Below are 23448 nucleotides of genomic sequence, written 5' to 3' on the forward strand. Positions count from 1 at the left end.
AAATGCCATGCAACTAAGGAAACGTCATGATTGCCATTCGGGAGATCGACCATATCGTGCTGCGGGTCAGCGACCTGGCCAAGATGGAGCGCTTTTACCGCGAGGTGCTGGGCTGCACGGTGGAGCGCCGGCGCGAGGACTTGGGGCTGTTGCAGTTGCGCGCCGGGCATTCGCTGCTGGACCTGGTGCCGGTGGACGGGCCGCTGGGCCGGGCCGGCGGCCGCGCGCCGGCCGCGGAAGGCCGCAATCTGGATCACTTCTGTTTCCGCGTCGAGCCTTTCGACGAGGAGGCGATACGCGCCCACCTCGCAAGCCACGGCCTTAGCGCCGGGGAAACCGCCCAGCGCTACGGCGCCGAGGGCGACGGCCCCTCCTTGTACTTGCAGGACCCGGAGGGCAATGTCGTGGAGCTGAAAGGCCCGCCCTCCCCTTAGAAGCTGTTTACGATCTGCTGCGCTGCAGCGATACCATAGAACCTGTTCAATGCCTGCCGCGCTTCCTGACGGCGCGGCGAGCGCCGCTTCAGTCCCCTGAGCCGCCTCCGCGGCCGCAAGGCCTGGGCTCCAAGACCCCAAACCGCTGTTGAATCCGGCGTCGCCGCGCCCGCCGTGAGCGGCGTCTTTCGGCGCTAAGCACCGGTTCACAGGCCGCTCCGGCAAACTGGGTCTGGCGGTTTTAAATATTACTGGTTTTGATTTTTTTATTTAGACATAAATACTCTAGTCTAAACCGCTTCGATAATAGGGGGTTTAATCCGCCCGCCCTAATCGCGTTAATTCAAACAACCGTTTGGAGTAAATGCCGAAATTCAAACTGGCATTGAATTGGTATTAAATATCGTCAATGACGCTTATTCGCCACGCCGGCGGCCGCGCGCGGCGGATATAAAAAACCCCTGAAGCGGACAGCGCCTTCAGGGCTTGTGTCGCGTGAGTCCGCGTTCAAGGCTGTCTGCGAGCCTGAATGCCCGCCGCCACCTTTTGCAGCTTGTCCGCATAGCCCGGATCGGTGGCGTAGCCACCCTGCGCCAGCGCCTGAGCAAAGGCCTGGGCGTTGCCGCCCACGCCCAGCGCGCCGCGATAACGCGGATTGCCGGCCAGCAGCTGCGCGTAATCGGCGAAGGCGTCTTGCAGGCCGGAGTAGGCGCGGAAGCTTTCCGTCCGCTTCACGTCGCGGCCGTCCACATGCTCGGTGGTCAAGGCGCGGCTGACTTCGCCCTGCCAGCCCTTGCCGGCCTTGATGCCGAACAGATTGTGGTTGCTGCCGCCGTCGGCGCGGGTCAGCGGACGCTGGCCCCAGCCGGACTCCAGCGCCGCGTGAGCGGCCACCAGTTCCGGCGCCACGCCCAGTTTGGCGGCGGCCTGTTGCGCGTAGGGCGCGATGCTGTCGAGAAAGGCCTGCTGGTCCGCGCCGTAGGGCATGCTGCCGCCCAGGGTGGCGTCCTGGACGCGCTGACGCGCCCAAGCGCCTTCCGGCGACAGGCTGGACCAGCTCTCCGAGCCGTTTTCGATGAAGTCGCGCACTTCGCTGCGCAGCTGACCGCTCCATTGGTCGGCGAAACGCTCGCCGTCCCCGCCGGCCTGGCCGATCAACGGCAAGGCGATGGCGTCGGCGCCGAAGTCCGGCCCGGCGCCGATGTCATTGCGCACAGTAAACATCGCTGTCTCCATTCAGCACGCGGTTCATCAGGTCCTGCTGCTGTTGCAGCAGCTGGCCGTTGCGCAGGTTCAGGGTCTGGCACAAACGGATCTGCTCCACCAGCGCGTTCCAGCGCTGGCGGCAGGCTTGTTCCGCGGCGGCGGGCAAAAGCTTGAGCACCGCGTCCATCGAGGCGGCGCGGCCGCGGCCCAGCAATTGGCCGGCCAGTTGCAGGCGCTGGTCGCGGCTGGCCTGCAAGGCGTCGCATTGGGCGACGATGTCGGCCCCCAGCTGCCGCAGCTCGTCGGCCTGATGCGCCAGCGCGGCGGCGAACTGCTGTTCCAGCAGTTGCTCCAAGCGGCCGTAGCCTTGCAGATCCTGCTGCACGGTGGCCAGCAGTTGTTTGAAGGCTTGCTCGCGATTCATTCAGCGGCTCCGGTGGTATTGCTCCACCAGATCGGCCAGGCGGGCGGCGTCGAAGCGCACTTCGCCGCGCGCCAAGGCGGCGCGCACTTCTTCCACCCGCTTCATGTCGATGTCCGGCAGCGCGCGCAGTTCCGCCACCGCCGGCGCCATGTCCTGGCTCGCGGCGGGCGCGGCGACGGCGGCGGGCGCGCGGGCCGGCGTTTCCGCGGCGGCGCTCTGGCCGCCGACCGCCAGTTCGCGGCGTTGCGACGAGGTCGAATTGATTTGCATAGTTTGGAATCCGTCTGGTTAGGCTGTGCGAGCGGCGCGGCCGCTCGGAGCGGGCCCTGCGGCCCGCCCTTACCCTTTCAAGGCGACAGTCTGAGAAAAAACTTAAAAATTTACCGGTAACATTTTCAGAACGACAATGCGCCGGTTTTCCAGACGGATATAGCGGCCGAACACCAGCTCCTTCAGGATGCGCGCCACCATCTCGCGGGAGGAGCCGATCTGGTCGGCGATTTCCTGCTGGGTCAGCTGCTTTTTCAGCACCATTTCCTCGCCGTCCTGCTCTTCCAGCATTTGATTGATCAGGATGCGCACGCGGCCGTACACATCCATCAGCGCCAGGTTCTTGGCCTTGGTGGACATGCGGCGCACCACTTGCACCAGATGGCACATGATGCGGGTGCGGGCCTCCGGGCTGTGCGGCAGGCCGTCTTCGGTATCGAACAACTGCATCAGGCTGTCGCGGCTGAACACCAGCAGGTGGCTGTCCTCGTCCGCCGCGCAATTGGAGCTGCGCTCGCCGCTGTCGATGAAGCCGACCATGCCGATCAGCTCCCCGGAAGCGCAGATTTGCAGAATGTATTTCTTGCTGAGTCCATCCGAAACAAAGACTTGCATGCAACCGCTGGCCAGCAGATAGACCTCGTTGGCGCTATCGCCCTCGTTGTACAGCACCTCGCCCTTGTTCAGGCGGCGGCTTTCGGCCAGTTCCAGCGCTTTGTCCAGTTTGTCGTTGTCCAGATGTCCGAACAGATGTGTGCCTCTTAACAAGGCTTTGATATTGTGGTTTTCATTCATGACCACGTCGTCCCCGATAGTCTTGCGATTGAATCGACTTTCCCGCAGATGTTTGCCGCCTTTTGGCGTCTTTTTTTGTCAACATCATCCGAGTCTTTCGCTCGGATTTTTATTAATCAGGTGCGGATTATAATATTAGCGGTTAACAAAAGTGTGAAAAAACACACATAAAAAAAGCCTGAAACGAATCAGGCTTTTGTTTTGAACCCAAAAAAATAAAAGTTCAGCGGGGAGTTAGGCCATCTTGCAGCGCGCTATCCAGATCGGATTTCTGTAGTGGCGAACTTACAACACTGGTCTCGCGATTGCCGCTCTGTCCCGGCGGTCCGAACATGGCCACCACCGCCTGCGCCTGCTTGCTGGTCATCACCAAGAGCTCGATGCGGCGGTTGTAGGCGGCCAGCGGGTGCTCGGCGTCCAGCGGCGCCCGGTCCGCCATGCCCACCACTTGCAAAATGCCGGCGGCGTTCATGCCGCCTTCCAGCAGATGCAGCCGCGCCGCCATCGCGCGGTTGCTGGACAGGCCCCAGTTCGAAAACGAACCGAAGCCGGCGGTCCGGTATTGCGCGGCGTCCGTGTGTCCGACAATCAGCAATTGATTGTCGATATGGCCGAACATCTCGCCCATATCGTGCAATAGCCGCTTGAAGCGCGGCTCGACGATGGCGCTGCCGCGCTCGAACATGCCCTGGTTGTCGGTGTCGTGCAGCATCACCCGCAAGCCGTAAGGCGTGACCACGGTCTGCAGATTGCTGGCCAGACCGGCGTCGCGGCTCATCTTGGCCAGCAGGCCGGCCAGCTTTTCCAGATCCGCCACGCTGTCCAGGCTGCGCTGGCCCTGTCCGTCGAAGGTTTTCTTGGCCACCTTGTTGCTCTCCTGCAGCAGGGAGTCGGCCTTGGTGGTGGTGGTGGGCTGACCCGGAATCGGATCGCGCGGGATCAGGCTGCCCGGCGGGGTGCCGGTATGCTCGATGCTGCGCGAGCCGCCGGCCTTCAGCGGGCTGCCGCCGCCGGCGGTCAGCAATTGCTGCAGGTTTTCCTGGTCGCGCGCGGCCAGCACCCATAGCACCAGGAACAAGCACATCAGCGCCAGCACGAAGTCGGCGAACGCCACTTTCCACGCGCCGCCGTGTCCTTCGGAATCCTGACGGCGCGACACCTTCTTGATCACCGCGGCTTCATGCTCGCGATTGGGTTTATTCGCCATGCCGGCCATCCGCTCAGTTCACGCCTTCCAGCGCGTTGATCCAGGTTTCCAGCTGGGAGAAGCTGGGCTTGGTGTTCAGCTGCACCAGGCGGCGGCCGGCGTCGATGGCCAGCAGCGGCGGCTTGCCGGACACATGGGTGGTCAACACCACTTTCACCGATTCGTAGTTGGACAGCTCCTGCTTGACCAGCTGGTGCATCATATTGGACAGCGGGTCAAGCACGCCGTAGCAGAAGAAGATGCCGATGAAGGTGCCCACCATGGCGGCGGCCACTTTCTCGCTGATCTCGCCGGCGGTGGCGCCCTGGCTGACGCTGTTCATCGCCATCACGATGCCCAGCACCGCGGCCAGGATGCCGAAGCCCGGCATCGCCTCGGCGATTTTGTGCAGCGATTTGGACGGCTGGTTCAATTCTTCGTGAATAGCGTCCAACTCCTGGTCCAGCACGCCCTCCAGTTCATGGGCGCTGATCTTGCCCATGGCCATCAGGCGGAAGTTGTCGACGATGAAGGCCAGCAGCTTGGGTTCTTCCAGCACCAGCGGGTAGCGGTTGAACAAGGCGCTCTGACGCGGGGCCTCCACGTGTTCGTCCAGCGCCTTCAGGCCCTGGCTGGCGGTGATCAGCAGTTCGTACATCAGCAGCAGCAGCTGGCGCTGAAATTCCGCGTCGTACTTCTTGCGCATGCCGACGCGCTTGATCTGGCCGCCCATTTCCGTCAGCACGTGCTGCGGGTTGCCCAGCACGATGGCGCCGACGGCGGCGCCGCAGATGATCAGCAGCTCCACCGGCTGCCAGATCACGGACAGGATGCCGCCATGCAGCATGAAGCCGCCAAAGACACAAACCAGCACGATCAGAATGCCGAATAATTGCTGCATGTTTTCTTTCCTCGGGCTCAGGCCGCTTGTAGGCAGGCCTGCATTTTTTTGAGAGCGCTCTTGTTGATCTGGCAGACGCGCGCTTCGGTCAGCGCCAGCACTGCCGCGATCTCCTTGAGACTCAGTTCAAATTCGTAATACAGCTGGATCACTTGCTGTTCGCGCGGGTTCAGCGCCTGCAAGGCCACGGTCAAGGCGCTTTTCAGCGCCAGCCGCTGTTCCGGATTGTCTTCCGCCGCCGGCTCCAGGCCCTGGGCCATCAGTTCGTCGAAGCTGGACAGCGCTTCCGCGTTGTCGGCCAGCAGCGCCTCCTGATAGGCCTCGGCGCTGAGGCCCAGCAGCTGCATCGCCTCGGCTTCGCTGGGTTCGCGCCCCAGCTTGCGGCTGAGCAGGCGCAGGCCGTCGCGCACGCGGTGGGCTTCCTGGCGCACCGAGCGCGGCCGCCAGTCCAGCCGGCGCAATTCGTCCAGGATGGCACCGCGAATGCGCAAAATGGCGAAGCCGGCGAACTTGTCGTCCGGCTCGCCGTAGCGGCGCAGGCTTTCCAGCAAGGCCATCAGCCCCACCTGCTCCATGTCTTCGCGGTCGAACACGCCGCCGGCCTGAGACGACAGCTGGCGCGCCACCCGCTTGACCAGATGGGCGTACTGACGCAGCGCCTCGGCTTCGCCGCCGGCGCTGGCCGGGGCTTCGGCGTAACTGGCGTACATGGCGGCTTACTCGATGATCAATTTGCTGACCATCACCTCGCTGAACGGCGCGTCGCGTCGCTCGCGCAGAAAACCGCCGGCATAGGCCTTGGCCAGCAAACGCTGGTAGTCGTCTATGCTCATCGTCAGCGCCTTGTCCGCCGGCAGCTCCGACAGCGCGCGCACGGCGATGCTCTTCAGGAAGGGCAGCTGGGACTTGACCTCGGCCTCCTGCTTTTCATTGCTGCGGAACACCAGGTCCACCGCCATGAAGCGGGTGGCGGATTCCCCGCCGCGCAGCATCACGATCACCTTGTCCATGCTGACGAAGCGCGCGTCCAGCGCCGCCGCCGGCTTGGGCGCTTCCGCGGCCTGCGGCGCGCGCGAACTCAGCCACCACCAGGCGCCGCCGCCTGCGGCCAGCGCCGTCACGATGGCCACGATCAAAATCACTACGATGTTTCGATTCATTCTTGTGCTTCCGCTGCTCAGCCCTGGCCCAGCCAGAAGCCTTGTCCATCACCCTGCCCCGCTTCCGCCAGCGCCCGTCCCGGCACGCGTTGCGGCTGCTGTTGCCCCTGGCGTTCCTGACGCTGCTGGCCGCCCTGCCCCGGCGCGCCTTCGCGCACCTCCACCGCCACCTGGGTGTATTGGCGGTTGGACAGGTCCTGGCGCAGCGCGTCGCCGATGGCTTGCAACTGGCGCACCACTTCGCCGTGCGAGGCGGTCAACTGCACTTGCAGCGCGCCGGCTTCATGGCGGATGGAGATTTCCAGCGAGCCCAGCGAGGGCGGGTCCAGCCGGATCAGCGCGCGGTCCATGCCGTGGCTGCTTTGCACTTGCAGGCGCTCGCCCAGCGCGGCGCTGAGCTTGTCGCCCCATTTGGCTGCTTGTTCCGCGGGCAGCTTGATCGGCGCCCATTCCGGCAGCGGCGCGCCCATTCCGGCAGCGGCGCGCCGGCCTTGTCCTGCGGCTGCGGCGCGATGGCGGCCAATAAGGGCGCGGCGGCTTGCGCCGGCGCTGGCGTTTCGCGGCCGGCCTGAGCCTCGCCGGCCGCGGCCGGCTTGGCCGGCAACGGCGCCAGGGTGTTGAGCGCGGCGGACAGCGCGTCCGCCGGCAGCGCCGCCTCGGCGCTCCGGCGCGGCGTCGCGGCGCTGGCGACAAGCGCGGCCGAGTCCATCCCGGGCTGCGCCGGCGCGTGGGGCAGCACCCATCCCACCCGCTACTGCACCGCCGGCCAGCCGCTGCCCTTGCTCGACGTCGCCTTCCCGCTGCCATGGTGGCAGCAATGGCTGAGCAAGGAATGGAAGGTCTACCGCGCCACCGAGGTGGAATGGGAGCTGGTGCGCTACCAACTGCCGCCACAACCACCTCTCCAAACTTAAGCGTGGATATCATCAAGCCCTGAGCAAGCAAGGCCTGCCGCTGCGCTTCCTGCATTGAACAAGCAAAAAAAGCCCGCTGTTCCCAGCGGGCCAAGTCTTACCCCATTGTTTTGTTCAGCTCAAGCCTTGGCAGCGGCCAGTTCCCGGCTCGCATCCGGCGCTGGCCGCGCCAGCAGCTCCATCCACTTGCGGCAGGCGGAGAGCAGGATCACCAGGCCCAGCGCCAGCATGGCGATGGAGATGGCGGCGTTGAACAGGTTGTAGCCCTTGGCCGCCGGGTTCAGGTAAACGTGCTTGATCATCCAGTAACCGGCGTAATTGACGGTGACGTAGAGATAAGCCAGCGGCAGCAGGCAGGTCATCATGTAGGCGCGATTGTGCGACAGCCGCAGGATGATGGTGGCGCCGATGATCAGGCCGATGGATGCCATCAGCTGATTGGACACGCCAAACAAGGCCCACACGGAATTGATGTCGCCGGAGTTCAGCAGATAGCCCCACAGCAGGCAGGCCACCACCGAAGCGCCGATGGCGCCGGGCATCCAGTCGGTGCGCTTGAGCGGCGCCCAGGCGTCGCCGACGAAGTCCTGGATCAGATAACGGGCGACGCGGGTGCCGGAATCAATGGCGGTGAGGATGAACACCGCTTCGAACATCACCATGAACTGGAAGAAATAGGACGCCAGATTATGGAACCAGGGAATGCGGGTGAAGATGTCCGCCATGCCCACCGCCAGCGTCACCGCGCCGCCGGTGCGGCCGTACAGGTCCAGGCCGATTTCCTGGGACAGCTGCGGCAGGTTCACCACCTGCATGCCCAGCTTGGCGAAGGTGTCCGGCGCGGAGTTGATGGCGAAGTAATCCGCCGGATGCAAGGCGGTGGCGGCGATCAAGGCCATCACCCCCACCACGCATTCGGCCAGCATCGCGCCGAAACCCACCGGCAGGATGTCGCTCCAGCGGTCTATCTGCTTGGGCGTGGTGCCGGAGCCGATGAAGGCATGGAAGCCGGAAATGGCGCCGCAGGCGATGGTGATGGAGATGAACGGCCATACCGGGCCGGCCAGCACCGGGCCGCCGCCGTGGATGAACTGGGTGACGGCCGGGAACTGGATTTGCGGGTTGATGAACACCACGCCCACCACCAGCAGACCGAACACGCCTATCTTCATGAAGCTGGACAGACAGGCGCGCGGGGTCAGCAACATCCACACCGGCAGCGCGGTGGCGAAGAAGGCGTAGACGGGCAGCAGCAGGGACACGGTGGACGCCTTCAGCGTCAGCAGCTCGCCCAGCGCGGTGCCCTGGATGTAGGGGCCGGCGAACACGCAGGCCATGATGGCGGCGACACCGACATAGCTGGCGTTCTTCATGCTGCCGGTGACGCGCTCCCACAGGCCGACGGCGATGGCGATGGGAATGGTCATGCTCACCGCGAACGCGCCCCAGGGATTGCGCTCCAGCGCATGCACCACCACCATGGACAAGCCGGCCATGGTGATGGTGATGATGAACAGCATGGCCAGGCCGGTGCACCAGCCGGCCCAGGGGCCCAGCTCGGTCTTGGCCACTTCCGACAGCGATTTGCCGTGATGCTTCATCGAGGCGAACAGCACCACGGTGTCGTGCACCGCGCCGCCGATCACACAGCCTATCAACAGCCACAGCATGCTGGGCAGATAGCCGTACTGGGCGGCCAGCACCGGCCCCACCAGCGGACCGGCCGCCGCGATGGCGGCGAAGTGGCCGCCAAACGCCACCCACTTGCTAGTGGGCACATAGTCCTTGCCGTCCTTTAATTCATGCGCCGGGGTCACGGCGCTATCATCGACACCCAATACCCTGCGTGTGAAGAACACCCCGTACAGGCGGTAGCAGATGGCAAGTATGCAAAGGGTGGCGATCACGAAGGTCAATGCGTGATCCATTTTTGTCAGCTCCGGTGATAGTCTCACCCGGAACTTACGCGCGGGCGCGGTCTTCGTGGGGCGGAAAGCGGCTCAGCGGCCGCATGGCGTCGCCAGCGGCGGCCAGAGCGGGGCGAGCGGTTCCCGGAATGTGCTGACGATCTTGAGCGGAACAAGGCGAAACCGGCTGAGTAAACGGAATGTACGCGTGGTACATGAGCATTTCGAAGCCGGTTTTAACGCCGTATCGCCGACGCGCAGCAGACTTTGAACAGCTTATCAGGGCTGCCAGTCCTGATAGGGCTTATGCACCTTGGCGTAGGCTTTTTGCAGTTCGCCGCTGGCGCGCGCGGCGCGGATGGCCCGGTTCAGCGCCTGATGGACGAAATCGCCGCGGCGGTTGCAATTGAGGAAGAGCACGTCCGGGTAGTCGTCGAAACGGGCGCGGCGGATATTGTTCAGCTTGAACTTGCGCACCAGATAATCCGCCTCCTCCTGCGCCCACAGCACCCCGTCCACCCGGCCCAGATTCAGCTTTTTCAGCGATAGCTCCAGATTGACCACGCTCTTGCTGGGAAAGCCCCAGTTCACCGGCGGCGCCTCGATATTGTATTTGGCCAGATTGGCCATGCGCAGCACGTCCTCCTTGTCCAGCGGCTTGGTCTTGTGGGTGTAAAGCACGAAGGTGACCTTGCCCAGCATCTCCTTGGTGAATTGATAGGGCGTGGCGTCGTCCGCGCCCTCCCTCACCTTCATGATGGGAAAGCGGAAGTCCGCGTTCTTGTCGCTGGCGTCCAGATAGACGCGCTTGACCGGCTCTATGCTGAAACTGATCTTGCCTTCCTTGTAATGTCTGGCCACCACTTGCAGCAGTTCGGCGAACGGGCTGTTCTGGTTGTTCTCCAGCAATTGCGGCAGAAACACGGCGATGCCGTGCAGATCCGGCCGGTTGATGTCCGGCGAGCTGTCCTGGGTTGCCGTGCCGTTGCAGGCATGAAGCAGGCCGGGCGCGCAGCCCAGCGCCCAGGCCGCGCACAGCAGCATTTGTTTTGTCATCGAATGTCTCCCCCTGGACTGAGGTTTAGCACAGCGGAGGAGGATGCGCGGCGCATTTGGACGGGCGGCCGCTAGCTCGCGATGCCCAGCGCGTCCTTCAGGGGCTTCAGATAGCGGCGGCTGACCGGCAGGCTGTGGCCGTCCAGCGTATGGATGGTGGCGACGCCGTTGTCGCCGAACAGGATTTCCCGGATCGCCGACAAGCGCACCAGGTATTGCCGATGGCAGCGGAACAGATCGCTGCGCTCTTCCAGCGTGCGCAGCGTCAGCTCGGTGAAGCGCTCCACGCCGGCGGCGTCCACCACGTAAACGCCGCTGAGCCGGGAGCAGACATAGGCCACCTCCTCCAAGCGGCACAGCACGATGCGGTTGACGCCCTGGCAGGGAATCAGGCTGAGCGGCCCCAAGGCGCATACCGCCGCCGGCGGCGACGCGGCGCGCTGGCGCAGCCGCGCCAGGGTCTTGGCCAAGCGCGCCGGGTCCACCGGCTTCAGCAGATAGTCGCAGGCGTGTTCTTCAAAGGCCTGCAGCGCGTAGGCGTCGTAAGCGGTGACGAACACCACTTGCGGCATGGCCTCCGGGTCCAACATCGCCAGCATTTCCAGGCCGCTGATGCGCGGCATCTGGATGTCCAGGAACACCACGTCCGGCTTGCGGCGATGGATGAAGGCGATGGCCTCCACCGCGTTGCCGCACTCGCCGACGATGTCCAGTCCGCCGGCGGCCTGCAATAGCTGGCGCAATTCGTCGCGCGCCAGCAGTTCGTCGTCCACCAGCAGCGCGCTGGGCAGGCCGGCCGCGCTCATGTCGCCGCTCCGGCGCGGCGCGCGTCCGCCTGCGGGCAACGACAGGGCAGCAGCAGGCTGACCCGGGTGTAAAGCTCAGGGGCGCAATCCACCGCCACCCCGTAGGCCTCGCCGTAACGGGCGCGGATGCGGCGGTCCACCAGGGACATGCCCAGGCCGTCGCTCTGTTCCGGCTTGTGGTAGAGGCCGGCGTTGTCCTCCACCGTCACCCGCAGGCCTTGCGCGTCGCAGCGGGCGGAGATGCGGATGCGCCCCGGCTCCAGCAGCTGGGAGGTGCCGTGCTTGATCGCGTTTTCCACCAGCGGTTGCAGGGAAAACGCCGGCAGTTCGGCGCGGCGCGCCGCCTCCGGCGCGGCTATCTCCACTTGCAGCCGGCCGGCGAAGCGCGCCTCCTCGATACGCAGATAGGCGCTGACGTGGTCGATCTCGTCGCCCAGGGTGGCCATCTCGCTGGAGCGCTTCAGGTTCTTGCGGAAAAAGGTGGACAGGTATTGCACCAGCTGGCGCGCGTGCTCCGGGTTGCGGCGTATCACCGCGGACAGGGTATTGAGCGCGTTGAACAGGAAATGCGGATTGACCTGGGCGTGCAGCAGCTTGATCTCGGTCTGGGCCAGCAGCTGTTTCTGCTGCTCGTACTTGCCTTGCAGGATCTGGTTGGACAGCAGCCGGGCAATGCCCTCGCCCAGGGTCAGGTTGATCCCGGAAAACAGCTTGTTGCGCGTCTCGTACAGCTTGATGGTGCCGATCACCCGTTCGTCCTCGCCGCGCAAGGGGATCACCAGCGAGGAGCCCAGCTTGCAAGCCGGGCTGATGGAGCAACGGTAAGGCGTCTCGTTGCCGTCGGCGTACACCACTTGGTTGGCGGCGATGGCGCGCTGGGTCAGCGGCGAGGTGATGGGCGTGCCCGCCAGATGGTGGTCGGCGCCGGCGCCGATGAAGGCCAGCAGCCGCTCGCGGTCGGTCAGCGCCACCGCGCCCACGCCCAGTTCCTCGTACAGGATGCGCGCCATGGTCATGCAGTTGTCGCGGTCAAAGCCGTGGCGCAGCACGCCCTCGGCGCGGGCGGCGATCTGCAGCGCCTTGGAGGAGAAGGCGGAGGAATACTTCTCCGCCAGCGCGCGCCGGTCCAGCAGGATGCGCATGAACATGGCCGCGCCCAGGGTGTTGGCGATCATCATCGGCAAGGCGATACTGCGCACCAGATGCCAGGCGGCGGCGAAGGGCTTGACCGCCGCCAGCAGGATCAACATCTGCATGCACTCCGCCAGCAAGGCCACCGCGGCCACCGCCAGCGGGTCGAACACCCGCCCCAGCTGGCCGCGCCGCACGAAATAACGGTGCACCAGCCCGCCCAGCAGGCCTTCGGCCATGGTGGACGCCATGCAGGCGCCAGCGGTGACGCCGCCCAGCGAATAACGATGCAGGCCGCCGGTGAAACCCACCGCCAGCCCCACCCACGGCCCGCCCAACATGCCGCCCAGCACCGCGCCGGTGGCGCGGGTGTTGGCGATGGAATCGTCGATGTGCAAGCCAAAATAAGTGCCCATCACGCAGAACACCGAGAACACCAGATAGCACACCAGCTTGTGCGGCAGGCGGATGGTGACCTGGGTCAGCGGGATGAACAGCGGCGTCTTGGACAAGAGATAGGCGATCACCAGGTAAACGCACATCTGCTGCAACAAGGTCAGGATCAATGAGAACTCGGTCAACATGCGGGCAGCACAATAAGGGTGTGCCGCCGAGCATAGGCGACGGCTCACCGCCCGACCTTGGTCTGGATCAAACCGTTTTCAGGCGCCGCCGGCGCAAACAAAAACGGCCGCCGGAGGCGACCGTTTCTTTCATGCGGACTCAGAACGTGTTTACGATCTCGCGAGCTAAGGCGAGACAAGGCGTTGCGGCTGAGAAAGCGGAGTGTACACACGGTACATGAGCATTTCGAAGTCGTACTCACCGTGTAACGCTCCACGATGCGCAGCAGATCGTAGGCAGGTTCTCAGACGGGGATGACCGGAATCTTGCCAATCTTCACGCGCCACTCGGCCGGGCCGGTGTTGTGCACGCTGGAACCACAGGAATCCACCGCCACCGTCACCGGCATGTCCTTGACCTCGAACTCGTAAATGGCTTCCATGCCCAGGTCTTCGAAGGCCACTACCTTGGACGCCTTGATCGCCTTGGACACCAGATAGGCGGAACCGCCTACGGCCATCAGATAGACCGCCTTGTTGTCCTTGATCGCCTCGATCGCGGTGGGACCGCGCTCGGCCTTGCCTATCATGCCCAGAAGGCCGGTCTGCTCCAGCATCTGGCGGGTGAACTTGTCCATGCGGGTGGCGGTGGTGGGGCCGGCCGGGCCCACCACTTCGTCGCGCACCGGATCCACCGGGCCCACGTAGTAAATGAAGCGGTTGGTGAAGTCCACCGGCAGCTTCTCGCCCTTGTTCAGCATGTCCACCATGCGCTTGTGCGCGGCGTCGCGGCCGGTGAGGATCTTGCCGTTGAGCAGCAGCACATCGCCCGGCTGCCAGCTTTGCACCTCTTCCGGGGTGATGGCGTCCAGGTTGACGCGCTTGCCGTTGGAGTTGTCGTAAGTGATGTCCGGCCAGTCTTCCAGGCGCGGCGCTTCCAGCGAAGCCGGGCCGCTGCCGTCCAGGTGGAAGTGCACGTGGCGGGTGGCCGCGCAGTTGGGGATCATCGCCACCGGCAGGCTGGCCGCGTGGGTGGGGTAATCCAGAATCTTCACGTCCAAGACCGTGGTCAGGCCGCCCAGGCCCTGGGCGCCGATGCCCAGCGCGTTGACCTTTTCAAACAGTTCCAGGCGCAGTTGCTCCACGCGGCTCAGTTCCGCGCCGCTGTCGGCCTTGGCCTTCAAGTCCTGGATGTCCACATGGCTCATCAGGCTTTCCTTGGCCAGCAGCATCGCCTTTTCCGGCGTGCCGCCGATGCCGATGCCGAGAATGCCCGGCGGACACCAGCCGGCGCCCATGGTGGGCAGGGTCTTCAGCACCCAGTCCACGATGGAGTCGGACGGATTCAGCGCGTAGAACTTGGATTTGTTCTCCGAGCCGCCGCCCTTGGCCGCACAGGTCACTTCCACGCCGTCGCCTTCGACGATCTCGAAATGCACCACCGCCGGGGTATTGTCCTTGCTGTTCTGGCGCTTGCCGGCCGGATCCAGCAGCACCGAGGCGCGCAGCTTGTTGTCCGGGTTCAGGTAAGCGCGACGCACGCCTTCGTTCACCATCTCCTGCACCGACAGCTCGGCGTCCCACTGCACCTTCATGCCCACTTTCAGGAACACCACGGCGATGCCGGTATCCTGACAGATCGGGCGCTTGCCTTCCGCGCACATGCGGCTGTTGATCAGGATCTGGGCCATGGCGTCCTTGGCCGCCGGGCTCTCTTCCTTCAGATACGCCTGGTACAGCGCGTCGATATAGTCTTTGGGATGGTAATAGCTGATGAACTGGAAGGCGTCGGCAATGCTTTGCACGAAGTCTTCCTGACGGATGATGGCCATTTTCGGGTTTCTCCAGCGTAGGGCTATTTGGGGTTTGCCCTGTTATTTTATGGAGGCGCGCCGCCCGCGCCAATCCAAACTCTCAACAGTACCCGATAAAACCGTCCGCGGCCAGCCAATGCCCCCCCGCTCCGGACCGGTCCAAAGCCTCGCGGGCAAGAGCGAGACAAGGCGAAAACCGCTGAAAACAGCTTCTCAAGCGCCGCTGCGATCCTCGCGATCCTCCCTTGGACTGCGGTCGAAACGCTTGCGATAGGCGCGGGAAAAATAAGACGGTGACTCAAAGCCGCAGACCACGCTGATTTCCACCACGCTCAGCTCGGTCTGGCGCAGCAGCCAGCGGGCGCGATCCAGCCTCAGCGCGCGGTAGAACTCCGCCGGCGAGGCCTTGAGATGCGCGCGGAACAAGCGTTCCAGCTGGCGGCGGGTGGCGCCGCAACGCGCGGCCAGCTCCTCCGGCGGCCACGGCTCTTCCAGTTGCTCCTCCATTAGCCGTATCGCCTGCGCCAGCTTCTTGTTGTGCACCTGATAACGGCTGGCCACTTGCAGGCGCTGGTGCTCGGACGGGCTGCGCATCTGCCCCTGCACCAATTGCTCGGACACCGCCAGCGCCAGCTCGCGGCCGTGACGGCGCGCCAGCAAGGCCAGCGCCAGGTCCAGCCCGGCCGCCGCGCCGGCGGAGGTGGGCCGCCGCTCGGTCAGGAACAGCTCCTGGCTGGCGGTCACCTGCGGATAGCGTTCCCGGAAGGCTGGAATCGCCTCCCAGTGCAGCGTCACCGTCTCGCCGCGCAGCAGGCCGGCCTCGGCCAGGATGAAACAGCCGGTGTCTATCGCCCCCAGGGTCATGCCCCCGCGCTCCAGCCGCCGCAGCGCCGCGCCCAGCTCCGGCGTGTAATGCCGCAGCGGATGGAAACTGCTGACCACGAACAGACAGGTGCACGGCCCGGCCTCCGCCAGCGCGCCGTCCACCATCAGCGCGATGCCGTTGCTGGCCGCCACCGCCTGGCCGTCCACGGACAAGAGCCGCCAGCGGCTGGCGCCGGGCTGAAAACGATTGGCGATGCGGAAGGGCTCCATCAGCGCGGCGAAGCCGATGAAGGAAAACTCCGGCAACAACAGGAAATGGTATTCGTCCACCGCGCTCTCCCCTCCCAGTCTAAGAACCTGTTTACGATCTGCTGCGCGTCGTGAGACGTGGCACGGTGAGGGCGTCTTCGAAATGCTCATGCACCACTTGCACATTCCGCTTTCTCAGCCGCAACGCCTTGTCTCGCCTTAGCTCGCGCGATCGTAAACACGTACCAAGGCCCAGCATAAGCGCGAGCGCCCGGTTCGCGCCAATGCAAATTGTCGCGCAATGAAAAGTAAGCGTCGCGGCCATCCGCTCCGCCGCCGCCGGCACACCGTTAAATCATCAACAGCCGTCCCCCACTCAAGGCTTTTGAAGGAGCCCCGCCATGCAACAGCACGCCGTCATCCAGCCCCCGCCCGCCGCGCCGCGCCTGCCCGCTGACTTCTGCAGCGACATCGAGCGCGCCCACACCCTGCCGGCGCGCTGCTACACCGCCGACGAGGTGTTCCAGTACGAAAAAGAACAGATCTTCGCCAAATCCTGGCTCTGCCTGTGCCACGGCAGCGAGCTGGCCCGGCCCAACGATTACGTCACCCGCCGGGTGATAGGCGAGAACATCCTGCTGCTGCGCGACCGCGACGGCGAGTTGCGCGCCTTCTACAACGTCTGCCCGCACCGCGGCCATGAGCTGCTCAGCGGCAGCGGCCAAGCCAGGAATGTGATCACCTGTCCCTACCACGCCTGGGCCTTCAAGCTGGACGGCCAGCTGGCGCACGCGCGCAACTGCGAGCAGGTGGCGGACTTCGACCGGGCCGGCAGCCATCTGAGCCCGTTGCGAGTGGCCGAATACTGCGGCTTCGTCTTCGTCAACATGGACCCGGACGCGCCGGACATCGACGTCGAATACGCCGGCCTGCGCGAGCACTTCATGCAAGTGTGTCCGCGAGTGGCGGACTTGAAGGTGGCCGAGCGCGTGGTCACCACCACGCCGGCCAACTGGAAAGTCATCGTCGACAACTACATGGAGTGCTACCACTGCGCGCCGGCCCACCCCAGCTTCTCGCAATCGGTGACCACCGACGGCTACACCCACAGCCTTCACGGCCGCTGGACCTTGCAGCGCGGCGCAGCCCAATCCAGCGACAGCAGCTACGCCTTTGACGGCGAAGCCGCCAACCAGGCCTTCAACGGCTACTGGCTGTGGCCCGGCGTGATGTTCAACGTGGTGCCCGGCGACGCGGCGATGACGGTGATTTACGAATTTCCGGAATCCGCCGGCATCACCGTCCAGCATTACGAAATCCTCTTCCTCAACCAGGATTTGAGCGAGGAACAGCGCCGCTTCGTCAGCTGGGCGCGCGACGAATTCCGCCCCGAAGACCTGCGGCTGGTGGAAAGCGTGCAACGCGGGCTGCAATCGCGCGGCTACCGCGGCCAGGGCCGCATCATGGCGGACAGCCAGCGCAGCGGCATCAGCGAGCACGGCATCGCCCATTTCCACCAGATGGTGGCCGCCGCCTACCGCGGCTGAACCGGAGCGCCGCGCATGCCCGCCATCGTCACCGAAGTCTGCGCCATCGAAGAAGTGGCCGCCGGCGTCAAGGCCTTCACCCTGCGGCCGCTGGACGGCCCGGCACCGCCCTGCCCGTCCGGCAGCCACATCGTGGTGGACATGCCGCCGCCGGGCCGGCCGGCGGCCTACTCCTTGCTGGACCCCGGCGGCGGGGTCTACCGCATCGCGGTCAAACACGAGCCGGATTCGCGCGGCGGCTCGCGTTATCTGCACGCGCTGGCGCCGGGCAGCCGCCTGCGGGTGCAAGCGCCGGCCAACCGTTTCCCGCTGGCCGCCGTGCCCGGCCCGCGGCTGTTCATCGCCGGCGGCATCGGCATCACGCCCTTCATCGCCCATATGGCGGCGCTGGGCGCTGACGCGAACTACCAGCTGCACTACGCCTTCCGCGACGCCGCCGGCGCCGCCTTCGCCGCCCAGCTGGCCGAGCGAAGCGAGCGCGGCGACGCCAGAATCCGCCTGTACGAGAGCCGGGCCGGCCGCAGGCTGGACCTGGACGCGCTGATCGCCGCCGCGCCGGCGGACAGCCAGGTGTATGTCTGCGGGCCGGAACGGCTGATCGCGGCGACGGCGGATGCCTGCGCGCGGCGCTTGCCGGCCGGCCGGCTGCACTATGAGCGCTTCAGCGCCGACACGGCGGCCGAGAGCGCCGGCTTTGAGGTGGAACTGGCCCGCTCCGGCCTGCGGCTGCGAGTGGACGCCGACGAATCCATCCTGGCGGCGATAGAACGGCAGAGCTCGCTGCGGCCGGACTGTCTATGCCGGGAAGGCTATTGCGGCAGCTGTGAAACCAGGCTGCTGGCCGGCGACGCTGAACACCGCGACCAATACCTGAACGAGGCGGAGCGGCGGGAGCGCATCATGATCTGCGTGTCGCGAGCGGCGGGGAGCGGGCCGCTGGTGCTGGATTTGTAACTAAGGCCCGCTAACAAAACCCCTGATCCTGCGTTGCGCCTCCTGGTCGTACGACTTGTACTGCCTGCGTCGGCGCGCCTTGACTCAGGTACGCTGCGCGGTTTTGTTAGCGGGCCTAGGCTGAGTGCGCTCCGCGGCACATCCATGCTCAAACAGTAAAATTAACCGCTTTTACGGCCGACACAACAGCTTTTCTAGCGCGGTCTTGGCCAGGAAACCGCTGCGGCTATCGTATTCCGGGTGGGAAGCGACATATTCATCGATACGGTGCAGAAGGTTGGCCGGCAACGTGACATTGATCTTGGTCGCTTTACCCAGATAGCGGGTGATATCCACATCCACCAGCGCCCAGAGATGGCCGGCAAACTCGGGTTTACCGACATGAGCCTGCGCGCTGCTGGCCAGAGGGATAACGTCCAGGTCGTCCACCAGCCCTTCCAGATGTAGCTCAATGGCTTCTCGGGCGTTCCGGATGGCCTCATCCAGAGTGTCCCCGGCGGAGAAGCAGCCGGGCAGATCCGGCACGATGACGCCGTAGGCATGTTGGTCGTCACCGGGTTCAACTGCAATCGGGTAGTACATAATGGTTCCTTACTGGAGACCCGCTTGTTTCTTGATGCTGTTCAGCGTGCCTATCGGTATGTCCTTCTTGGGGTGAGGCACCGTCACCCGGCCGGTCTTGATCGGGTGTTTGAACTGTTGATGGCTGCCCTTGGCGGCAACCAGATACCAACCGTCGGCCTCTATCATGCTGATGACTTCTTTGCTGGTCACGGTGTCGCCCCTGCGCTTAGAGTCTGTTTACGATCTGCTGCGCTTCGTGAACACGGTACGGTGAGAACAGGTTCAGAATGCTCATATGGCATTTCTACATTCTGCTTTTGTTTTCACCTTGTCGCGCCCTTGCGCGCACGACATTTGAGCAGACTATCGGACAGAGCTTATTGTAGCTTCTACAACAGGCCAGTCAATAACCCTGGGGTTATTGAGCAGACAGCCCAGCGCTCTGGCTCCCAATCAGCGACTCAGCTACGAGGGACGCCATGCCCCGCCCCGCTCACCCCAGCACCGTGCGCGCCAGCTGTATCCCGTGCTTCTTCAACTTGTACTGCAAGGTGGCGCGCGGCAGGCCCAGCCGGCGCGCCGCCTCGGTCAGATTGGCGCAGCCCTCCAGGCAATCCACCAATAGCCGGCGCTCATAGCGCGCCATCCGCTGCTCCAGCGTGCCCTCGCCGTCCGGCGGCGGCGCGGCCGGGGCCGACGGCCGGCGTTCCTCCGCGCGCCGCTGCGCCGTCTCGCCCTCTTCCTCCAACAACAGGAAGTCCAGTTCGTCCCCGCCCTCGCACAGGATCAGGCTGCGCAGCAGCACGTTCTCCAGCATGCGCACATTGCCCGGCCAGTGATAGCGCAGCATGCGCTCCATCACCGCATGGCTGATGCGCTGCACGCGGTGGCCGGTGACCTTGCCATGCTTGCGCAAGAAAGCCTGCGCCAGCAGCGGGATGTCCCGCAGCCGCTCGCGCAGCGGCGGCACCGCCAGACAGCCCACGTTCAGCCGGTACAGCAGGTCCGGCCGGATCTTGCGCTCGTCCAGCATCCGCTGTGGCGACTCGTTGCTGGCCGCCACCACCCGCACGTCCACGCGCACCTCCGCGCCGGAACCCACCCGGCTGAAGGTGCCCTCCTGCAAGGCGCGCAGCAGCTTGCCCTGGATGGACAGCGGCAGCGAATTGATCTCGTCCAGAAACAGGGTGCCGCCATGGGCGGATTCCAGCACCCCGCGCCGGTCCTCCGCCCCGGTGAAGGCGCCGCGCACGGTGCCGAACAAGGTGCTTTCAAACAGCGGCTCCGGCAATGCCGCGCAATTGAGCACCACGAAGGGGCGCTCGGCGCGCGGCCCCTCCTGATGCAGCAGCCGGGCGAACAACTCCTTGCCGGTGCCGGTTTCGCCGTGGATCAACACCTGCACATCGGCGCGCGCCAGCCGCCGGGCCTGGTGGATCAGCTGCTTCATCGCCGCGTCGTCGGTGATGATGCCCATCAGCCCGCCGTCTGCCCCCTCTTCCACGTTCTGCTGCAAATCCACCAGCGCCTGATGCAGCGGGCTGACCACGGTCAGATCGCGGGACAATTCCACCGCGCCGACGATGCGGCCGTCGGCGCGCTTCAGCGGCAGCGTGGTGTGCACCTGATGCACCGCCTTACCCCTGGGATTGCGATAACGCTGGTAATGATTGCGGTAGCTGCGGCCCTGCCGCAGCGCCTGCAACAGCGTGCTGCTGTTCTCGTCCAGCTCCGGGTACAGCTCCAGCAGATAGGCCCCCAGCGCCTGCTCCGCGGTGTACTCGTCCAGCTGCGAGCACTCCTGGTTGTAATAGGCGTAGCGCCCGTCCTGGTCGATGATGGCCACCGACAGGCCGATCGCGTCGAAAAAATCGCCAAATAGCGCAATGCCTTGGCTCAGATCTGCATCCATGTCTCCCCCTTCCCCTTAAGAACCTGTTTTCGATCTGCTGCGCGTTGTGGAGCGTTACACGGTGAGTACGGCTTCAGAATGCTCATGTACCACCTGTACATTCCGCTTTCTCAGCCGCAACGCCTTGTCTCCCCTTAGCTCGCGAGATCGTAAACAGGTTCTTAGCTGCTTCAAGCATGGGTGCCGAATATTCGGCGCTTTTATGAATAGTTGCAGTATTGACGGTTTTTGTCACCGCGAGCAAGCGCAAAAACCTTTTAAATTCATGTAATTAAAAAACAGACCCGCTGGCATGGATGTTGCCACGCCTACACTGTCGCGCTAAGAGCGGCTAACAAAATCAGTTTCACGTCTGAGGCAAGGCGCGCCGACGCAGGCAGTACTTGAGTACGGCAAGTCGGCGCAACGCAGCATCAGGAATTTGTTAGCCACTCTACAGGCGCGGCACACAACTACAGCAGGCTGCCACAGCCGCAAGGAGGAGAGCCCCATGCATCACCCCACCCCCGCCATCCACCCTCCCCCCTCGCCCATCGTCGCGGTGGAAAACCTGCGCAAGCGCTTCGACGGCCAAGTCGTGCTGGACGGCGTCTCCTTCGCCGCCTCCGCCGGCGAGGTGGTGTCGCTGATCGGCGCCAGCGGCTCCGGCAAGAGTACCTTGCTGCGCTGTCTCAACCTGCTGGAAGTCCCGGACGACGGCCGAGTGCTGATCGCCGGCGAGGAGATCACCCTGCGCACCGACAAACGCGGCCGGCGCGCGCCGGCCGACCCGCGCCAGGTGGACCGGCTGCGCTCGCGGCTGGGCATGGTGTTCCAGAACTTCAATCTATGGCCGCACATGACGGTGCTGGAAAACCTGATCGAGGTGCCGGTGCGCGTCCTGCGCCAACCGCGCGCCGAAGCGGTGGCGCTGGCCGAGGCGCTGCTGGAAAAAGTGGGCATGGCGGACAAGCGCCAGGCCTATCCGGCCTTTTTGTCCGGCGGCCAGCAACAGCGGGTGGCCATTGCCCGCGCGCTGGCCACCCGGCCGGCGGTGATGCTGTTCGACGAACCCACCTCCGCGCTGGACCCGGAACGGGTGGGCGAAGTGCTGCGGGTGATACGCCAGCTGGCCGATGAAGGCTGCACCATGCTGCTGGTCACCCATGAAATGGCCTTCGCCCGCGAAGTGTCCAGCAAAGTGCTGTTCCTGCATCAGGGCCGCATCGAGGAAGCCGGCCCGCCGGAACAGGTTTTCGCCGCGCCGCGCAGCGAACGCTGCCGCCAGTTTGTCAACGCCTGACACCCCAGGGAGAACCCCCATGAACCGATTCCGCGCCCTCATCGCCGCCTTCGCCGTCCTGTTCTGTACCGCCGCGGCCGCCAACCCGCTGCGCATCGGCATCGCCGCCGAACCCTACCCGCCGTTCACCATCAAGCAGAGCAACGGCCAATGGAGCGGCTTTGAAGTGGAGCTGGTGCGCAAGCTGTGCCAGCGCCTCAAGCAAAACTGTCAGATCGCCGAAGTGTCCTGGGACGGCATCATCCCCGCGCTCAACAGCAAGAAGATAGACGTGATCTTCAACTCCATGTCCATCACCCCAGAGCGGGAAAAAGTCATCGCCTTCAGCCTGCCTTATTACTACACCGCCTCCGAGTTCGTCGGCCCCAAGGGCCAGAAAGCCGTCCTCAGCCCGGCCGGCCTCAAGGGCAAGACCCTGGGCGTGCAATCCGCCACCACCAACGCCAACTTCCTGAAGAAATACTACGGCGCCGGCTCCGTCATCCGTTATTACAACACCCAGGACGAACTGAACGCCGACCTCGTCGCCGGCCGCGTGGACCTGATGCTGCTGGACGCGCTGGCCGCCAGCGATTTCCTTGGCGGCAAGGACGGTTCCGGGCTGGAATCCAAGGGCCTGGCGCCCAAGGACCCGCTGTTCGGCCCCGGCATCGGCGCCGGCCTGCGCAAGACCGACATCGCGCTCAAGCAGCAGTTCGACCAGGCCATCCTGCAACTGCGCGCCGACGGCAGCTTCGACGCCATCCAGAAGAAATACTTCAAGGTCAACATCTCGCCGGACGCCAAGTAACAGCGACCCGCCCGCCTGAGCCGCCCCAGGGAGAGCCTATATGCTGGATGCACTGCAACAAGCCTACGACGCCGTAGTCCGCGACTGGGGCCCCGCCCTGCTGCAAGGCGCCGTGGTCACGCTGGAAATCTCGCTGGGCGCTTTCGCGCTGGGCCTGCTCATCGGCCTGGCCACCGCTCTCGTCAAACTGGGCGGCCACCCGCTGCTCAAGCGGCTGGCCAACGCCTATACCAGCGTGTGCCGCTCGCTGCCGGAGCTGCTGCTCATCCTGCTGCTCTACTACGCCGGCGGCGACGCCATCAACGCGCTGGCGGCGCTGCTGGGCCAGCCGCAGGTGGAGGTGAACGGCTTCGCCGCCGCCATCGTGGTGCTGGGCATCGTGCAAGGGGCTTACGCGGCGGAAATCATGCGCGGCGCGGTGCAGGCGATACCGCACGGCCACATTGAGGCCGCGCGCGCCTTCGGCTGCGGCCGCTGGCTGACCGCCCGCCGCGTGATCCTGCCGGAGATGATGCCCTACGCGCTGGCCGGCCTGGCCAATCTGTGGCTGGTGCTGATCAAGGACAGCGCGCTGATCAGCGTGGTGGGCTACAGCGAACTGCTGTTCACCACCAAGCAGGCCGCCGGCTCCACCCGCCAGTACCTGCTGTTCTATCTGACCGTGGCCGTCATCTACCTATTGATGACCCTGCTGTCCAACGCCGGCTTCAGCCTGATTGAACGCCGCTTCCGCCGCTGGCAACCGGCGCTGTGAACGG

Annotated in this window: 25 protein-coding genes; 7 read left to right on the forward strand and 18 right to left on the reverse strand. The window is 64.8% G+C overall.

The window, feature by feature from the left end:
- Positions 1-26: 26 nt before the first annotated feature.
- Positions 27-434, forward strand: a complete 408-nt coding sequence (locus DB032_RS13090) for a VOC family protein (RefSeq protein ID WP_107799882.1) — start codon at positions 27-29, stop codon at positions 432-434.
- 507 nt (positions 435-941) lie between these two features.
- Here DB032_RS13090 and DB032_RS13095 read toward each other — a convergent pair.
- The 9 genes from DB032_RS13095 to DB032_RS13135 all read right to left on the reverse strand — a co-directional run bounded on the left by DB032_RS13095 (position 942) and on the right by DB032_RS13135 (position 6846).
- Positions 942-1658 carry a glucosaminidase domain-containing protein gene (locus DB032_RS13095; protein ID WP_107799883.1) on the reverse strand — a complete coding sequence of 239 codons (717 nt, stop codon included), beginning with the start codon at positions 1656-1658 and terminating at the stop codon, positions 942-944.
- Complete coding sequence (gene flgN, locus DB032_RS13100; protein ID WP_107799884.1) at positions 1639-2064, reverse strand: flagellar export chaperone FlgN; 426 nt, start codon at positions 2062-2064, stop codon at positions 1639-1641. Before flgN ends, DB032_RS13095 begins: the two co-directional genes overlap by 20 nt.
- Positions 2065-2334, reverse strand: a complete 270-nt coding sequence (flgM, locus tag DB032_RS13105) for a flagellar biosynthesis anti-sigma factor FlgM (protein ID WP_048415766.1) — start codon at positions 2332-2334, stop codon at positions 2065-2067. It abuts the gene before it with no gap.
- A 102-nt stretch (positions 2335-2436) separates the two neighbouring features.
- Positions 2437-3129, reverse strand: coding sequence for a Crp/Fnr family transcriptional regulator (locus DB032_RS13110; protein WP_107799885.1), 693 nt, complete (start codon positions 3127-3129; stop codon positions 2437-2439).
- Between the two features lie 223 nt (positions 3130-3352).
- A complete protein-coding gene (locus tag DB032_RS13115) occupies positions 3353-4336 on the reverse strand; it encodes a flagellar motor protein MotB (protein WP_227104202.1) in 984 nt (327 codons plus the stop codon).
- Between the two features lie 13 nt (positions 4337-4349).
- A complete protein-coding gene (gene motA / locus DB032_RS13120) occupies positions 4350-5216 on the reverse strand; it encodes a flagellar motor stator protein MotA (RefSeq protein ID WP_107799887.1) in 867 nt (288 codons plus the stop codon).
- 17 nt (positions 5217-5233) lie between these two features.
- Positions 5234-5926, reverse strand: a complete 693-nt coding sequence (locus tag DB032_RS13125) for an RNA polymerase sigma factor FliA (RefSeq protein ID WP_107799888.1) — start codon at positions 5924-5926, stop codon at positions 5234-5236.
- Between the two features lie 6 nt (positions 5927-5932).
- Complete coding sequence (gene fliL, locus DB032_RS13130) at positions 5933-6376, reverse strand: flagellar basal body-associated protein FliL (protein WP_107799889.1); 444 nt, start codon at positions 6374-6376, stop codon at positions 5933-5935.
- Between the two features lie 17 nt (positions 6377-6393).
- The gene (locus DB032_RS13135) at positions 6394-6846 is read right to left on the reverse strand and encodes a flagellar hook-length control protein FliK (protein WP_233246702.1); all 453 of its coding nucleotides are present in this window, start codon (positions 6844-6846) and stop codon (positions 6394-6396) included.
- Positions 6847-6969: 123 nt separating this feature from the next.
- Between DB032_RS13135 and DB032_RS13140 the strand changes: the two genes are divergently transcribed.
- Positions 6970-7290: a hypothetical protein gene (locus DB032_RS13140; protein ID WP_107799890.1), complete on the forward strand. Its 321-nt coding sequence runs from the start codon at positions 6970-6972 to the stop codon at positions 7288-7290.
- Between the two features lie 119 nt (positions 7291-7409).
- On the opposite strand, the gene DB032_RS13145 is transcribed toward DB032_RS13140, so the two are convergent.
- The 6 genes from DB032_RS13145 to DB032_RS13170 form a co-directional block, all read right to left on the reverse strand.
- Complete coding sequence (locus DB032_RS13145; protein ID WP_107799891.1) at positions 7410-9218, reverse strand: carbon starvation protein A; 1809 nt, start codon at positions 9216-9218, stop codon at positions 7410-7412.
- Between the two features lie 258 nt (positions 9219-9476).
- Positions 9477-10253: a hypothetical protein gene (locus DB032_RS13150; protein ID WP_146176666.1), complete on the reverse strand. Its 777-nt coding sequence runs from the start codon at positions 10251-10253 to the stop codon at positions 9477-9479.
- 71 nt (positions 10254-10324) lie between these two features.
- On the reverse strand, positions 10325-11059 hold the full coding sequence (gene btsR / locus DB032_RS13155; protein WP_233246703.1) for a two-component system response regulator BtsR: 735 nt from the start codon (positions 11057-11059) through the stop codon (positions 10325-10327).
- A complete protein-coding gene (locus DB032_RS13160) occupies positions 11056-12774 on the reverse strand; it encodes a sensor histidine kinase (protein WP_107799893.1) in 1719 nt (572 codons plus the stop codon). Before DB032_RS13160 ends, btsR begins: the two co-directional genes overlap by 4 nt.
- Positions 12775-13058: 284 nt before the next feature.
- Positions 13059-14585 (reverse strand): fumarate hydratase, encoded by a 1527-nt coding sequence (locus DB032_RS13165; protein WP_081551201.1) that lies wholly within the window; start codon positions 14583-14585, stop codon positions 13059-13061.
- A 195-nt stretch (positions 14586-14780) separates the two neighbouring features.
- Positions 14781-15722, reverse strand: a complete 942-nt coding sequence (locus DB032_RS13170) for a GlxA family transcriptional regulator (RefSeq protein ID WP_233246704.1) — start codon at positions 15720-15722, stop codon at positions 14781-14783.
- A 320-nt stretch (positions 15723-16042) separates the two neighbouring features.
- Between DB032_RS13170 and DB032_RS13175 the strand changes: the two genes are divergently transcribed.
- On the forward strand, positions 16043-17188 hold the full coding sequence (locus DB032_RS13175; protein ID WP_107799895.1) for an aromatic ring-hydroxylating dioxygenase subunit alpha: 1146 nt from the start codon (positions 16043-16045) through the stop codon (positions 17186-17188).
- A 15-nt stretch (positions 17189-17203) separates the two neighbouring features.
- Positions 17204-18142, forward strand: a complete 939-nt coding sequence (locus DB032_RS13180) for a PDR/VanB family oxidoreductase (RefSeq protein ID WP_107799896.1) — start codon at positions 17204-17206, stop codon at positions 18140-18142.
- A gap of 171 nt (positions 18143-18313) precedes the next feature.
- Here DB032_RS13180 and DB032_RS13185 read toward each other — a convergent pair whose 3' ends face one another.
- From DB032_RS13185 to DB032_RS13195, 3 genes are all read right to left on the reverse strand, one after another.
- Positions 18314-18724, reverse strand: a complete 411-nt coding sequence (locus DB032_RS13185; protein WP_107799897.1) for a type II toxin-antitoxin system HicB family antitoxin — start codon at positions 18722-18724, stop codon at positions 18314-18316.
- Positions 18725-18733: 9 nt separating this feature from the next.
- Positions 18734-18916 carry a type II toxin-antitoxin system HicA family toxin gene (locus tag DB032_RS13190; RefSeq protein WP_107799898.1) on the reverse strand — a complete coding sequence of 61 codons (183 nt, stop codon included), beginning with the start codon at positions 18914-18916 and terminating at the stop codon, positions 18734-18736.
- A 283-nt stretch (positions 18917-19199) separates the two neighbouring features.
- A complete protein-coding gene (locus DB032_RS13195) occupies positions 19200-20618 on the reverse strand; it encodes a sigma-54-dependent Fis family transcriptional regulator (protein ID WP_107799899.1) in 1419 nt (472 codons plus the stop codon).
- A gap of 490 nt (positions 20619-21108) precedes the next feature.
- Between DB032_RS13195 and DB032_RS13200 the strand changes: the two genes are divergently transcribed.
- The 3 genes from DB032_RS13200 to DB032_RS13210 are packed head-to-tail and all read left to right on the forward strand — an operon-like array spanning position 21109 to position 23444.
- Entirely contained in the window at positions 21109-21900 is a 792-nt protein-coding gene (locus DB032_RS13200) for an ABC transporter ATP-binding protein (protein WP_107799900.1), read from the forward strand.
- Positions 21901-21919: 19 nt separating this feature from the next.
- The gene (locus tag DB032_RS13205; protein WP_107799901.1) at positions 21920-22690 is read left to right on the forward strand and encodes a transporter substrate-binding domain-containing protein; all 771 of its coding nucleotides are present in this window, start codon (positions 21920-21922) and stop codon (positions 22688-22690) included.
- A gap of 40 nt (positions 22691-22730) precedes the next feature.
- Positions 22731-23444: an ABC transporter permease gene (locus DB032_RS13210; protein ID WP_107799902.1), complete on the forward strand. Its 714-nt coding sequence runs from the start codon at positions 22731-22733 to the stop codon at positions 23442-23444.
- Positions 23445-23448 lie beyond the last annotated feature (4 nt).

The organism is Chromobacterium sp. Panama (assembly GCF_003052555.1).
Classification (GTDB): Bacteria; Pseudomonadota; Gammaproteobacteria; order Burkholderiales; family Chromobacteriaceae; genus Chromobacterium.

Excerpts from the sequence above, each read along its gene's own strand:
- fliL (WP_107799889.1), bottom strand. The coding sequence starts at position 6,376 with ATGAATCGAAACATCGTAGTGATTTTGATCGTGGCCATCGTGACGGCG.
- DB032_RS13180 (WP_107799896.1), top strand. The coding sequence starts at position 17,204 with ATGCCCGCCATCGTCACCGAAGTCTGCGCCATCGAAGAAGTGGCCGCC.
- DB032_RS13150 (WP_146176666.1), bottom strand. The coding sequence starts at position 10,253 with ATGACAAAACAAATGCTGCTGTGCGCGGCCTGGGCGCTGGGCTGCGCG.
- DB032_RS13200 (WP_107799900.1), top strand. The coding sequence starts at position 21,109 with ATGCATCACCCCACCCCCGCCATCCACCCTCCCCCCTCGCCCATCGTC.
- DB032_RS13095 (WP_107799883.1), bottom strand. The coding sequence starts at position 1,658 with ATGTTTACTGTGCGCAATGACATCGGCGCCGGGCCGGACTTCGGCGCC.
- btsR (WP_233246703.1), bottom strand. The coding sequence starts at position 11,059 with ATGAGCGCGGCCGGCCTGCCCAGCGCGCTGCTGGTGGACGACGAACTG.
- DB032_RS13110 (WP_107799885.1), bottom strand. The coding sequence starts at position 3,129 with ATGAATGAAAACCACAATATCAAAGCCTTGTTAAGAGGCACACATCTG.
- DB032_RS13090 (WP_107799882.1), top strand. The coding sequence starts at position 27 with ATGATTGCCATTCGGGAGATCGACCATATCGTGCTGCGGGTCAGCGAC.
- flgN (WP_107799884.1), bottom strand. The coding sequence starts at position 2,064 with ATGAATCGCGAGCAAGCCTTCAAACAACTGCTGGCCACCGTGCAGCAG.
- flgM (WP_048415766.1), bottom strand. The coding sequence starts at position 2,334 with ATGCAAATCAATTCGACCTCGTCGCAACGCCGCGAACTGGCGGTCGGC.
- DB032_RS13175 (WP_107799895.1), top strand. The coding sequence starts at position 16,043 with ATGCAACAGCACGCCGTCATCCAGCCCCCGCCCGCCGCGCCGCGCCTG.
- DB032_RS13135 (WP_233246702.1), bottom strand. The coding sequence starts at position 6,846 with ATGGGCGCGCCGCTGCCGGAATGGGCGCCGATCAAGCTGCCCGCGGAA.
- DB032_RS13115 (WP_227104202.1), bottom strand. The coding sequence starts at position 4,336 with ATGGCGAATAAACCCAATCGCGAGCATGAAGCCGCGGTGATCAAGAAG.
- DB032_RS13165 (WP_081551201.1), bottom strand. The coding sequence starts at position 14,585 with ATGGCCATCATCCGTCAGGAAGACTTCGTGCAAAGCATTGCCGACGCC.
- DB032_RS13210 (WP_107799902.1), top strand. The coding sequence starts at position 22,731 with ATGCTGGATGCACTGCAACAAGCCTACGACGCCGTAGTCCGCGACTGG.
- DB032_RS13185 (WP_107799897.1), bottom strand. The coding sequence starts at position 18,724 with ATGTACTACCCGATTGCAGTTGAACCCGGTGACGACCAACATGCCTAC.
- DB032_RS13205 (WP_107799901.1), top strand. The coding sequence starts at position 21,920 with ATGAACCGATTCCGCGCCCTCATCGCCGCCTTCGCCGTCCTGTTCTGT.
- DB032_RS13195 (WP_107799899.1), bottom strand. The coding sequence starts at position 20,618 with ATGGATGCAGATCTGAGCCAAGGCATTGCGCTATTTGGCGATTTTTTC.
- DB032_RS13125 (WP_107799888.1), bottom strand. The coding sequence starts at position 5,926 with ATGTACGCCAGTTACGCCGAAGCCCCGGCCAGCGCCGGCGGCGAAGCC.
- DB032_RS13160 (WP_107799893.1), bottom strand. The coding sequence starts at position 12,774 with ATGTTGACCGAGTTCTCATTGATCCTGACCTTGTTGCAGCAGATGTGC.
- motA (WP_107799887.1), bottom strand. The coding sequence starts at position 5,216 with ATGCAGCAATTATTCGGCATTCTGATCGTGCTGGTTTGTGTCTTTGGC.
- DB032_RS13145 (WP_107799891.1), bottom strand. The coding sequence starts at position 9,218 with ATGGATCACGCATTGACCTTCGTGATCGCCACCCTTTGCATACTTGCC.